The 12,976-nt window shown below is 60.6% G+C and carries 10 protein-coding genes and 1 tRNA gene; 3 read left to right on the top strand and 8 right to left on the bottom strand.

Features of this window, described 5'->3' with window-relative positions; genetic code table 11:
• The 6 genes from BMW74_RS20430 to BMW74_RS20405 form a co-directional block, all read right to left on the bottom strand.
• Nucleotides 1-3,487, bottom strand: a 3,487-nt coding sequence (locus tag BMW74_RS20430) for a DUF6531 domain-containing protein (protein ID WP_093425798.1), incomplete at its 3' end; no start/stop codon positions are given.
• Between the two features lie 156 nt (nucleotides 3,488-3,643).
• On the bottom strand, nucleotides 3,644-4,045 hold the full coding sequence (locus tag BMW74_RS20425) for a tetratricopeptide repeat protein (RefSeq protein WP_093425796.1): 402 nt from the start codon (nucleotides 4,043-4,045) through the stop codon (nucleotides 3,644-3,646).
• A 1-nt stretch (nucleotide 4,046) separates the two neighbouring features.
• Nucleotides 4,047-4,418, bottom strand: a complete 372-nt coding sequence (locus tag BMW74_RS20420) for a hypothetical protein (protein WP_093425794.1) — start codon at nucleotides 4,416-4,418, stop codon at nucleotides 4,047-4,049.
• Nucleotides 4,415-4,756, bottom strand: coding sequence for a helix-turn-helix domain-containing protein (locus BMW74_RS20415; RefSeq protein ID WP_093425791.1), 342 nt, complete (start codon nucleotides 4,754-4,756; stop codon nucleotides 4,415-4,417). Before BMW74_RS20415 ends, BMW74_RS20420 begins: the two co-directional genes overlap by 4 nt.
• Before the next feature lie 115 nt (nucleotides 4,757-4,871).
• On the bottom strand, nucleotides 4,872-5,327 hold the full coding sequence (locus BMW74_RS20410; RefSeq protein ID WP_093425789.1) for a YkvA family protein: 456 nt from the start codon (nucleotides 5,325-5,327) through the stop codon (nucleotides 4,872-4,874).
• A 292-nt stretch (nucleotides 5,328-5,619) separates the two neighbouring features.
• Nucleotides 5,620-6,333 (bottom strand): BamJ family beta-barrel-assembly machinery protein, encoded by a 714-nt coding sequence (locus tag BMW74_RS20405; protein WP_093425787.1) that lies wholly within the window; start codon nucleotides 6,331-6,333, stop codon nucleotides 5,620-5,622.
• A gap of 270 nt (nucleotides 6,334-6,603) precedes the next feature.
• On the opposite strand from BMW74_RS20405, the gene BMW74_RS20400 reads away from it, so the two are divergent.
• A complete protein-coding gene (locus BMW74_RS20400) occupies nucleotides 6,604-8,412 on the top strand; it encodes a di-heme-cytochrome C peroxidase (RefSeq protein WP_093425785.1) in 1,809 nt (602 codons plus the stop codon).
• A gap of 28 nt (nucleotides 8,413-8,440) precedes the next feature.
• Entirely contained in the window at nucleotides 8,441-9,577 is a 1,137-nt protein-coding gene (locus tag BMW74_RS20395) for a catalase family protein (RefSeq protein ID WP_093425783.1), read from the top strand.
• Between the two features lie 51 nt (nucleotides 9,578-9,628).
• Here the strand turns inward: BMW74_RS20395 and BMW74_RS20390 are convergent, their stop codons facing one another.
• Nucleotides 9,629-11,659 (bottom strand): c-type cytochrome, encoded by a 2,031-nt coding sequence (locus tag BMW74_RS20390; protein WP_093425781.1) that lies wholly within the window; start codon nucleotides 11,657-11,659, stop codon nucleotides 9,629-9,631.
• A gap of 469 nt (nucleotides 11,660-12,128) precedes the next feature.
• On the opposite strand from BMW74_RS20390, the gene BMW74_RS20385 reads away from it, so the two are divergent.
• Nucleotides 12,129-12,569 carry a hypothetical protein gene (locus BMW74_RS20385; RefSeq protein ID WP_093425779.1) on the top strand — a complete coding sequence of 147 codons (441 nt, stop codon included), beginning with the start codon at nucleotides 12,129-12,131 and terminating at the stop codon, nucleotides 12,567-12,569.
• A 325-nt stretch (nucleotides 12,570-12,894) separates the two neighbouring features.
• Here BMW74_RS20385 and BMW74_RS20380 read toward each other — a convergent pair.
• Nucleotides 12,895-12,971 (bottom strand) — tRNA-Asp (locus tag BMW74_RS20380).
• Between the last annotated feature and the right edge of the window lie 5 nt (nucleotides 12,972-12,976).

Raw genomic sequence — 12,976 nt, 5'->3', positions numbered from 1 at the left:
TGTAGCGCGGGCGATTGGGTTGGCTGAGGGCGTGGGCCTGCAAGCGGCCTTGTTCGTCGTAGTGGTACTGGCTGAGCAGGTGGCCTTGTTGGCGCTGTTGTTCGCGTCCGGCGTCGAATACGTGGCGGGTCAGGCGCGCGCCGTTGAGGTCGATGCCGGTGAGGATGTCGCCGGGGGCGTACTGGAAGTCGAGTGTGCTGTGGTCCGGCAGGCGCAGGTGCTTGAGGTGGCCGGCGGCGCAGTAGCCGTAGTGCAGCGTGCCCCAGCCCTGGTGTTCGGTGATCAGGCGGTCTTGGGTGTCGTAGGCAAATGCCAGCGGCCAGTCGCTGCCGTCGTCGACGCTGATCAAGCGCCCCAGGTCGTCGTAGCGGTACTCGACCTGGGCGCCGTCGGGCAGGGTCTTGAGCCGCAAGCGTCCGGCACTATCGCGTTGGTAGGCGGTGATCAGGGTCGAGCCGTCAGCGCCGAACTCGGTTTTCTCCAGCAGATGGCCGTTGAGGTCGTAGGCATACGCCGTGCGGCGCCCGTCGAAACCGGTCTCTTGCTCGATCAGGCCATTGGCGCCGTAGGCCAGCCGGTAGGTTTCGCCGACTTCGTTTTCGATCTCGCTGAGCAGCAGCCGCGCGTTGTCGTAGCGATAGCGCAGTTGGCTGCCGTCCGGGTTGAGGCGGCGGCTGATCAGGTGCAGGTCGTCGTCGTATTCGTAACGGGTGAGCTGGCCCTGTTCGTCCTTTTCGCTGGTGACTTTGCCGTAGGCGTTGTAGGTAAAGGCGCGGGTGGCGCCGCCGGGCAAGGTGGTGTGCAGCAGGCGCCCGAGCGCGTCCCATTGGTAGTGGGTGACGGCGCCGTGTTCGTCTTGTTGACGAATCTTTCGGCCCAGGGCGTCGTAGGCAAACTGTCGCTGGGCGCCGTCGGGCAATTGCTCTTCGATCAGTTGCCCGAGGTTGTTCCAGGTGAAGGCGTGGTAGCTGCTGTCCGGGTAGCTGATGCTCGTCAGTCGGCCCTTGGCGTCGCGGTAGTACTGGGTGCGGTGGCCGCTGGGGTCGATCTGTTCGGTGAGGTCGCCCTGGGGGTTGCGGCGGTACTTCCAGCGCGCCGCGCCTCGGCACATCAGCCGAACGAAACCGTTGTAGTACTCGTAATAAGTCGGCTCGCCTTCGGCAGGAAAAATCGCCTGTAACCGACCCGCTTCGTTGTAGCGGTATTGCGTGACGCCGCCCAGGGCATCCTTTTCAGCAATCAGCTGGCCATTGTCATCGTAGGACTTGAGATGCTCGGCGCCGCTTGCCTCAACCCTGCGCACCAGGCGCGCCTGGGCGTCGTGGACGTAAAGCTCCTCACTGCCATCGACGTTCTCGACCCGCACACTGCCGGCATCGTCCCAGGTGTAGCGGCTGTCCATCTGGCCAAAGCTGGCCCAATGCCGAACACAGCGCGCCGCCTTGCCTTCGCGTTGCCACTCCCAGAAAAAGCTCGCGCCACCGGCCATCTGGCGCTGCACGATCACGTGCTGGTTGTCGTAGTCGTAACGCTCGCTTTCATCCGCACCGTTGCGGGCTTCGATCAACCGGTTGCGTTCGTCATAGCGATAACTGACCAGGACTTGCTCGGTCTGCCAGCACTCTTCAAGGGTTTCCGCCGGACGGAACACCTGATAGTCGATGGCCACCAGGTGCTTGCGGTCATAACGCAGCAACAGGGCGCGGCCGGCGCCGTTGTCCAGGCGCTGGATGCGACCGGCATAGTCACGACGGATGTGCAGGCGGTTGTCGTAGGCATCGCTGATGGCCGTGAGGTGGCCGTCGCGAAAGTGATAGAACGGCGTGTCGTCACCGGCCTGGGCGAGGATCAGTTCGTCGGCGTCAGCGCCCAGGTAGATCGCCGCCCGGGACAGGCTGTTGTGGATCGCCGGGCGTTCAGCGCTGGGCATTGGGAATGGAGTGCGGCGGTTTTCCGGGTCGATCCAAATCACTGTTCCGTCGTTGATCTCCAGGCGCTGCGACAGCGAATGGCTCCAGCCAAACCCCAGGCCGCTGTCCAGCTCGACCGCGCTGGTGCGGTACAGGCGGGTGAAGGCAAACGGCAGCAGACCGTCCAATTCGGCGTCGGTCAGGGTCAGCAGTTCTTCGCCGGTGACCATCGACACCGGGCAGCCATGGGTGGCGGTTCTACTGCTTGTGTCGGCGGCCTCGCCGTTGGGGTTTTTCGCTTGAACCGGGGCGTTGTCACGCGGCTCCACCTGACTCAAGCGAGTCGTGGGGCGCGATTTATCACGGGCAAGTGCTGCTGGATTACTCACGTGGAAGGGCGGAGCCTTGCCCGGGCTGATCTGCAACGGCACGTGCGGTGTGACCCCCATAGGTGCTCTCTGGGCGTTCACTATCAGCGGCTTGAGTGCTTCGGCGTGGCGACTGAAACCCTGGTCACTCGATACGCGCGCCAACTGCTCGCTCAAGGCCCCCAGCCACGTGCGGGCGCGAGGTGAATTGATTTTGCTCAGTTGCTTGGCACCCAACCCTGCACCGAGCCCCAAGGGGCCGGTCACACAACTCAGCAACAGGCCAATCAACACGCCTGTGCGAATCTCGGCCAACACTTCGGCTGCGTGCTGGGGCGGCACCATCCGCACCCAGGCGCAGATGGCCGCCAGGTAAATGAACAGCAACGGCTCGTCGCTGAGTACCAGCAACGCATTGGCTACAGCCTCAGCGGGGGCATTGAGCAGTGTTTCAAGGTCGGTGCGAGTCAGGTACTCAAGCAGTTTCTCGCTGTTGGCCTGCAGGTCGGCCATCAGGTGAAACAGTTGCTGGATGTCATCCCAAAGATCGAGCAATGCACGCTCAATTCCCTGGAGGCTTGCCTGCTGCAGCATGCCCCTGCGCTGAAGAAAGCCGGCTTCGGAAAAGCTCAGCCATTGCGCCTGAAACTCGCTTGTCCATTGATTGCGCAGCCAGCCTTCCAGCTCGGCAATGGTGTCTTGATAGGAGGCGTAGAGCGCCTTGACCTGGTCCGTGGAGACATCGGGAAAGAAGGTGACGCGATAGCGCTGGCCACGCTGGCATTGCGGCACTTCAAGAATGCCGCTGGGACCGATGGTGACGCGAATCGCTTCGCCCGTGAGCCGATCCGCCGTTGGTCCGCTACTCAACGGTTCGAGGAGCACCGGGGTATTACCGATCGGCACAAAGCGGGCCGCTTCAAACATATGCACCAGGGTGAGCGATCCGCTGGCCGAGCAGGCGGTAACCGTGGTGCTGACCGGCTCTTTCGAACGCCTCGGCGCACTGAGGCTGACCTCATGGCCAACCTTGAACACCTGTTCGACGTCGAGTGCCGTGCCAGTCCAAAAACTTTCAGCCCACGCATCAAAGCGATTGAGGCAATGCCGAAAATCGTTGAGTACGATCTCGACATCAGGGCCGTCAGCATTCAGTGCAGCCAGGCCCAGATAGCCAATGGATGCGTTCAGCATTTGCGGATCGAGCATTCGCGATCCCTCGCACGGTCACTATAGGGACGCGAGACTTTGCAGGGATCTAATGGGGAAAGAAGTCAGTGCGAGATGAGGATGATGTAGGGAGTTTCGTTAAAGCCTGAAGGCCGAATTGCTCGGCCAATCGTCATGCTGCGCGTGCAGGAGCCGTCAGGAATGACCCTGCTCAAGTTGCTTGAGTTTGATCTCTGCCAGGGGGTGCCCAGCCTTGGCCGCCATCTGCCACCAACGCTCTGCCTCCCCGGGATCAGGTGCTGTGCTCGCCGTGCCCGCGAGACTGATCACACCCACTTGGTATGCCGCTTTGCCATCCCCGGCCAACGCCGCCAAACGCAACAGCCGCACACCCTCCTCACGTGCACCGAGGCCCTGGCCACGAAACGTCAGGATATGGCCGTAGAAGCTCTGTGCGTCGACGTCACCGAGGTTGGCCATGCGTGAAAACTGGCCTTCCAGCCAACGCCAGCCTCGGGGCTGGCGCACAAACCATGACCAGTGAAACAGCCGACGGGCCAGCCAGTAGCTGGCGCGGGCTCTAATTCGCCACAACATCTCAGGCCTCCGCAGATTCGGGGTATTCGTATTCAAACACCCGCACCACCTCTGAGGCGTGCCAGGAGGCCGCCGCAATGCCATCAGAAGGTCCGGAGAAGCGCCCCAGGCGCTCGACGCACTCGAAGAAACCAGTGCGCGGCAAGCGACTTGCACCCTGGCTGATGACCAGTGAACTGCGCAGCGGCTGTTCGGCACGTACATCCAGCGCGGCGAGGTGTTCAAGGGCGGCGGTCAGGGTTTGCATGGCGGGGCTGGGCAATTGCAGACGCTCAAGCAAGGCGCGGTACGTCAACAGGTGACGCTGTCGACGGGCCTGGTCCAGTTCGCCGAGTAGACCATCCCAATGCTGACGACTGATCCGTACGCTCACGACTCGTCCCTCCAACCTTGTACCTTCAACTCCCAGGCCAGGCTACGACGGATCGCCGCATCGGGCAGGCGCTCGCCGCTTTCGATCAAGGCCAGGTAGGAAGGGCTGATGCCTACCGTACGGGCCAGTGCCTCGATGGCGAGTCCTTTTCCTTCGCGTAAACTGCGCAGCTGATCCAGCCCCACCAGTACCGGTTCTGCTGCAGCCGCCTGGGAGGTTGGCGCTTCGCGCAGTGATGGGTCCGTGACACCTGCGGCCTTCAACAACGCTTGATACTGAGCCCACGGCAAAACCGCGTACTCGGGCTCTCCATCGCGTGCAATTATTTGAATATCCATGACCACCCCGTAGGACTACGACACTTAGCGCGTCAGCATTTTTCCCTTGAAGTGTAATCCTAACAGCCGCCAAGGTCGCGAGGGGGGATCAATCTATAGGGGAGCCTGAATCGGCTCAGGTTTTTTTCGGGCCTTGCAATTGCAATTGCTCGGGCGAATCAGGCAAGCGCTCCACCACCGCAAGCTGTGCCGGTTGCTGACGATTGCGCCAGAGACGAAAAGCGTTCAACTCATCGTCCAGGGTTTTCATCAACCAGGCCAGTACGGCAATGTCATCGAGCATGCCGAACATCGGCAGGAAATCCGGTATCGCATCTATAGGACTGAGGAAGTACATCAAGCCTGCGACGACCGACACCAGCGCCTTGGGGCTGATGGTGCGGTACTCGCCACGCCAGTACGCCAGGCACAGGGCCTGCAGCAGGCGCAGGTCATCCTTGAGCTTACCCAGCCGATTGCCCTGGCTGGCACTTTTGCTCGCCACGGCGAACAACAGGGTCGGCAGGCGCCCACGGCTGATCAATCGACCGGCCAGGGGTAGGAACCGAGCAAAACTCCAGGGCGTCTTCATCATTCCTCCACTAAAATGTTATCCACACAAATTGTGGATAACCTTGTGAACAGAGCCACTTTTTACGCCTATAAGCCCCGTTTCATAAGGGCCGGAGTCAGATCGGGCGTTTTTTACTCACATAAAAAAACCCAAGATTTCATTGACTTGAAGACTCTCTGCGTCTAGCGACAGTGCCTTCAGGACTATGACTCATATCGCGGGCATCCGTTCGCTGCAAATCCGCGTCAACGAACATCAGATACAACAACGCCCCGTAAGCACGGGGCGTTGTGTGTGGATCAAACGCTGATTACTTCTCGGCGTCTTGCTTGGCTGGATCTTTGATCGCCAGCAGCTCCAGGTCGAACACCAGCACCGAGTTGGCCGGGATTGCCGGGCTAGGGCTCTGTGCGCCGTAGGCCAGTTCGCTAGGGATGTACAACTTGTACTTCTCGCCTACGTGCATCAGTTGCAGGCCTTCAACCCAACCCGGGATCACGCCGCTGACCGGCAGATCAATCGGGCTGCCGCGCTCCACGGAGCTGTCGAACACAGTGCCGTTGGTCAAGGTGCCGGTGTAGTGAACAGTCACCACATCGGTAGGCTTAGGCTGAGGGCCGTCGGCCTTCTTGATCACTTCGTACTGCAGGCCAGAAGCGGTCGTGGTGACACCGGCTTTCTTGCCATTCTCTTCGAGGAATTTCTTGCCAGCGGCTGCCGACTCCTCACTCATCTTGGCCATGCGCTCTTCAGCGCGCTTTTGCAGCGCGGCAAAGGCTTCGACCAACTCGTCATCCTTAAGCTTTTGCTCTTTCTTGCCAATGGCATCTTCGATGCCTTGAGCAACTGCTTTGGAATCCAGGTCATCCATACCTTCCTGAGCCAGGCTCTTGCCCATGTTCAGGCCGATACCGTAGGAAGCTTTCTGCGCCGGAGTTTTCAGCTCAACGCTGGTTTGCGAGTCACAACCCGCAAGTACCAGGCTAACCAGGGCCACCGCCGCCGCCAACCGATGCTGTTTCATGCTATTTCCTTGTTCATGCGCCTAAAGGGCAATCGAGTAAAGCCGCGAGCTTATCAGGCCGCCACGACCAATGGCTACCGGCATGAGAGCGGGAATCGCGCGATAAGTTCAGGTCTTTTAACGCATTTTGCAGATAGGGGTCATGAAGTCTCTGTCAGCCTGCTCTCAACGTTGTTGGCAGCGCTTTCTACGGTATATGGCGTAATGGCCACTTGCCGGACTACTGGCACTGGGGCATAACACGCAAAACACTCGACAAGGATCGTTAACGTGCGCCTCTTGCACCGTGCTCTGCTGCTCCTGCTCCTCCTGTTGCTCACCGCAGTGGCGGTCGTGCTCTATTACGTTGCCAAGCCGAAACTGCCCATTTATAAGCCTCCCGAACACGTTCACTACCTTGACCAGTGGAGCGCCGCCGAGCGCCAGCTTTACTACTTCACCCCTCAGGGCACCCAAGTCAAAGGCTTGCGCTACGACTGGTTCAGCGCCCTTGAACTGCCCTTCTCGCAACAGCGCTTTGCGGCGCCACACTACCTGGCGCGCTTTGGGTTCCTGGTTGACCCGGCGCAGAAAGCGACTGCCGACAACCCTGGCAACCTCCCTGTCGGCTTCACGCGTCATCAAAACCCGGGCAGCCAAGAAGCGTTTCTGGATATTACTTGCGCCGCCTGCCACACCGGCGAGCTGCGCTTCCAGAACCAGGCGGTGCGCATTGATGGTGGATCAGCCCAGCACGTGCTGCCTTCCAGCGTACCGACCCTGCGAGGCGGTAGCTTCGGCCAGGCACTCGTCGCCAGCCTCGCGTCCACCTACTACAACCCCTGGAAGTTCGAACGCTTCGCCCGCAATGTGCTGGGGCAAGACTACGATGCCCAACGCGACCAACTGCGCCATGACTTCAAGGTTTCGCTCGACACGTTTCTGCGCGTGGCCTGGAACGATACCCATCGTGGCCTCTACCCCACCGAAGAAGGCCCGGGACGTACCGACGCATTCGGGCGCATCGCCAACGCCACGTTTGGCGATGCCCTATCGCCCGGCAACTACCGCGTGGCCAATGCCCCCGTGGACTATCCCCAGCTCTGGGACATCTGGACCTTCGACTGGGTGCAGTGGAACGGCTCGGCCCAGCAACCCATGGCGCGCAACATCGGCGAAGCCCTGGGTGTGGGGGCAACCCTGAGCTTCTTCGACGTCAATGGGCAGCCACTCAAGGGCGATGAGCGCTATCCATCCAGCGTGCGCGTACATGATTTGCATCGCATCGAAGAAACCCTGAAACACCTCAAGCCCCCCGCCTGGCCGGAAGAGCTGTTTGGCCATATCGACAAGCCATTGGCCGCCCAGGGCCGTGCCTTGTTTGCCGAGCATTGCGCCAGCTGTCACGTTCCCCACGTCACCTGGGCCAACGGTCGCCCAGAGCAGAAGCTCAAGATGCTCGATGTGGCCTTTATCGGCACCGACCCAGGCGCGGCCACCAATATCGCCAACCACCGCTTCGACCTCACGCCGTTGCAATGGGACCCGGCCGAGTTGCAAAACCTGGACGTCAAACTGAGACCACCACCCAAGGAACCACTGGATCTGAGCCAGCTCTCGGTTGCCAAGGGGCTCGCCTACGTCACCGCCTTTGTCGAGAACCGGGCTTACCGTGAAGCCGGGGTCAGTGAAGAGGAACGTCCGGACATGGACGGCTTTGGCCTGCCCATCGGGGTTCGCGAGCGCGTGGCCTACAAGGCACGTCCGCTGGCGGGCGTATGGGCAACGCCACCGTTTTTGCACAACGGTTCGGTGCCAAGCCTGTACCAGTTGCTCTCACCGCAGGACGAGCGCGCCACCACCTTCTATAAGGGCACCTTCGAGTACGACCCACAGCACCTGGGTTATCGCACCGAAGCCTTCGACAACGGGTTCAAGTTCGACACACGCCTCACCGGCAACCACAACAGCGGCCACGAGTTCCGGGCCGGCGAGCGCGGCAATGGCGTCATTGGCCGCTTGCTGCAACCGCAGGAACGCTGGGCCTTGATGGAATACCTGAAGGTATTGGGTGGCCCCCTGGAGGCGCAATTGCCATGACGACCACCGACGCAACAAGGAGCCTTGCATGTTGATGACCCTCTGGCTGCGCATCGGCGTCCTGCTGGGCAAGGCCGTACTGTTACTGTTGGGACTTGGTTTGTTGGGGTGGGCGCTGGCGACTGCCTGGCTTGCCTGGCAGTACCGTGGTGCGGTCGCCCGTGAAGAACTGATCCCGCCCGGCGAAGCTGCCATGACTCAGGACGTGATCCAGACCGCCGTGCGCATCGTCGACCAGCATCGAGACAACACACGGTACCTTCGTGACGCCCATGCCAAGGCCCATGGCTGTGTGAAGGCCGAGGTTCAAGTGCTGGCCGACTTGACTCCCGAACTGCGCCAGGGGGTTTTCGACACACCCGGCAAAACCTGGCAAGCCATCGTGCGCCTGTCCAACGGCAACGCCTACCCTCAGTTCGACAGCATCCGCGACGCACGCGGGATGGCGATCAAACTGCAGGACGTGTCGGGGAACCAGCTTCTCGAGGACCGGCAAGACCAGGGCGAACAGGACTTCGTGATGTTCAACCATCCGAACTTTTTCGTCAGCGATGTTGCCGAGTACCGACAGAACGTGGCCGCACAGGCCGACGGCAAGAAGGCCATGGCCTTCTTCCCCAGCTGGGACCCGCGCAGTTGGCAGGTTCGCCACCTGCTTATAGCCCTATCGACGCTGGCACCGGCCCCGGCCAGCCCGACCCAGACCACGTACTTTTCGGTCTCGCCCTACAAGTTCGGTGCCGCCAACGCCAAGTTTCGCGTCGCCCCAGACCCTGATAGCTGTCCACGCTACACCTTGGCCCCACAAAATCAGGCGCTACCCAACTTCCTGCGCAGTGCGTTGAACCAGCAACTGTCGACCGACCGAGTACCCGCCTGTTTTGTCCTGCAGGTTCAACGCCAGGATCCGAACAAGTACATGCCCATCGAGGACACCAGCGTCGAATGGCGCGAAAGCGACGCGCCATTCGAAACCGTGGCACGCATCAAGATCCCGGCCCAGGACTTCGACACCCCCGCGCAGAACCTGCAATGCGACAACCAGTCGTTCAACCCCTGGTTTGGCATTGAGGCTCATCGCCCGATCGGTGGCATCAATCGGTTGCGCAAAGCGGTGTACCAAGCGGTTAGCGACTATCGGCATGCACGAAACAGCGAGCAATAGCGCCGCACTGAAGTTGGCGCATCAATCGCGCCAACTTCAGCCCGTGAACGCTCAATAGCGAGCGTCAACCGGTTTACCCCCTTCAGGCCAGTCCTTGACCTTATCCGGGAAATCCGGACGGGGCTGATGGGCGAAGTAACCGGCGACATCCACCGCATCCTGATCGGAAAGTCCGCCCTGGCCCAGTGGAAACTGCTCGTGAAAGCCGATGGGCATGTTGCGTTTGACGAATGCCGCCGCGGTATAGGTGCGCGCCATGCCGGCACCCAGGTTGAACGACTCATCGCCCCACAACGGCGGGAACACCCAGTCACCACTGGCACGCTTCAGGCCTTCACCCTCGGTCCCGTGGCACACCGCACATTGCTTGGCGTAAACCTGCCGGCCATTGTCCATATCGGGCTTGAGTGCCCTGTCAATTTTACCAATGCCGCGCCCAGCGACTTTGTCCTCGGGCTTGGTGTTGCCTTTCATCCAGTCAAAGTAGGCGATCATCGCCTGCATGTCGGGCGACTGGGCGGGCAGCGGCTGGCCGTTCATCGAGCGCCGGAAGCAGCCATTGATACGATCCGCCAAGGTAATCTGCCGGCCCGCACGAGGCGCATAGCTGGGGAAGAATGCCGATACACCGACAAAGGGCGAGCCGTCGGCGACAGTCCCGGCATTCAGGTGGCAACTGCTGCAGTTCAGCGCGTTGCCCACGTTGTCCGGCAGCAGGGCCTTGGTTTGCAGGTGCAGGCGCATGCCGCGAACGACCTGATCGGCATTCGGCGCCGTCAGCATGTCGGCCAGGCGCGGAGGCTCAAAGGCTGACGTGTCAGTCGCCGGCTTGAGTTGCGCACGCATCTGCTTGACCTGGGCCGACGTAATCGCCGAGCCGCTGTTGCCCCAGCTGGAGCGTATAAAGCTGAGGATTTCGGCGATCTCCGGGTCAGAGAGCCGGGCAAATCCAGGCATCGTGTAGACCCTTGGGTGGGTCTGGGTTTGTGCCGTCTTCCAGCCCGTCAACGTGATGTGCAGCAATGACGTCGGGTCAGCAGAGGCCAGGCTCGGGTTGCCTGCCAACGGTGGGAACATCGCCGGCACGCCACCGCCATCAGGACGGTGGCAATCAGCACAAAACTGCGTGTAGCCCAAGCCGCCACGACTGCTGTACAGCGCCGCCGGGAGGGCCGTCGGGGTCAGTGGCTGCGTGGGAGCCGGTAGATCATCTTTCCCGGCGGGCAAGGACTTGAGGTACGTGGCGATCGAGACCAGATCCTCGTCCGTGAAATGCTGGGTGCTGTGATGGATCACCTCGGCCATGTTGCCCGACACCGTGGCAAAGCGGTTTTGCCCGGTCTTGAGCAACTGCACGGTGTCCTCGACCGTCCACAGGTTACGCAAGCTCAGCGCACGCCAATGTTCCACCGTTTCGCCCGCCAGGTAGTGCTCGCCACGGGACCCGGCATCGCTCATTGCCTTCTCCTGGAAGGCAATCCCTCTCGGGGTATGACACGCGCCGCAATGGCCAAGCCCCTGGACCAGATAGGCACCGCGGTTCACGCGCTCATCCTTGGCCGGATCGGCAACAAAGGGCTGGTCATCGACGAACAGCAGGTTCCAGAACCACAGGCCCCAACGTTGGTTGAATGGCCAACTCATGTCCGCGGGCTGATTGACCTGCCTGATGGGGGTTACGCCCTGCAACAGATAGGCATACAGGGCACGCATGTCGGCTTCGCTCATCTTCGCGTAGGACGGATAGGGCATTGCCGGATACAGGTTGTCACCTGCCGGCGTAACGCCTTCACGCATGGCGCGATCAAACTGCTCGAACGTGTAGCGGCCGATCCCGGTATCCGGATCCGGCGTGATATTGCTGGAGTAAAGCGTGCCCATCGGCGTGCTCAACTCCAGCCCACCGGCCATGCTCGCGCCCCCCTTGGCGGTGTGGCAGGCAATGCAGTCACCGAGCTGGGCGACGTATTTGCCCTGCGCGATCTGTGCGTCGGCCTGGGTTACGGGCTCACTGGCGCTCAGTTGATGCATAAACAACAGCGACACGGCCAGGATGGCCCTGCGCGGCAAAATCAAATCCATTGAACTATTCCTGTCTGAGGCTGGCATCGAGTGGTCCCGTCGGCCAGCTTCCTCTTGGTTTTTAAGGGTTCATCGGGTGAAAACCGGGATGCATAGCTCCCACCGTCGTTGTAACGGAAATGATCGCAAGGGGCGTTGATGTGAATCAGCAACACGGCGCATTGCCATCAAGCGAACAGCAGGTGATAGACGCTCGCGTGGACAGTTATGGACTGCAATGTGTTTTGACTAAGCCCACTTCAAAAACGGAAGTGACCTACAGACGACCAGCCGGGCCGAGACTAAATTGCTGCCGGGTTTCAGGGCATATCCCAGGTACGCCATCTCCCACCCATCTGCTGCACCCTCGCTCAAATCTATTGCTCTAAAACCATTCAAATGGGTCGACCAAGTCCCCCCGGACTCATCGCCCCGGCCATTGCACCCATCATCTTTGGCCTGCGCTATCGAGAAAAAGGATTCAACCGCTATGAGTGACACCCAGCAGCCCACCACGGACACCACGGACGCTACCTCCGAACCTTACAACGAAGTAAACATGAGCTGCGGCCATTGCACCTCCGCTCTCAAGCCTACTTATCAACACGTGACCGATCTGATCCAGCAAAAGCCCATCAATTGCGATCAGTGCCATTCAGATGTCTTGCTCGAAGAAGCCGATCGCCAGACGCTGGACAACAAACTGCAACGCGCAGCCCGCATGGGCAAAGTATTGATGGCGATTATGGTGCCGTACTTCTTGATCTGCATGATCGTGAGCGTCAGCATTCCTGCGTTCTCCCTGATCCTGACAGGCGGCGGCCTTGCCCTGTCATACATGATCAAGACGGCCATGACAGATGACGTCAAGCACAACTTCGTACTGTTCAAGCACGGCGAGCATCCCGCTACACCGGATCAGACCGTGTAGCCGGGAGCCTGACCCAGCGGTTCAAGCCAAGGCTTGACGGACGATTCAATCGGACGGGGTGAAAACACACTAACGACAACACCACCCCCGGCATGTTCGGGGGTGTTTGTTTTTTGTACTGGAAAAACACCTGTCAGCCCATCAACGATAGGGCGGAGGCGGGAATCAGCGACAAGGCGCATTGCCATCGCCGAACGGAGAGGCACACGAGGGAATTGGGAAATGAAGGCGAGGGTCTGGCTCTACAAACCCCAGACAGCGAAAAGCCCGCATTGAGCGGGCTTTTCGTGGTGACCTGGCGTTCAGCGTTCCAGGTAACCGAATATGGCGCAGCGGACGGGACTCGAACCCGCGACCCCCGGCGTGACAGGCCGGTATTCTAACCGACTGAACTACCGCTGCGCGTA

Source organism: Pseudomonas sp. ok272 (genome assembly GCF_900109995.1).
Taxonomy (GTDB): domain Bacteria; phylum Pseudomonadota; class Gammaproteobacteria; order Pseudomonadales; family Pseudomonadaceae; genus Aquipseudomonas.
Note: the sequence above shows the minus strand (reverse complement) of the source record. Positions and strands in the feature narration are given on the sequence as shown.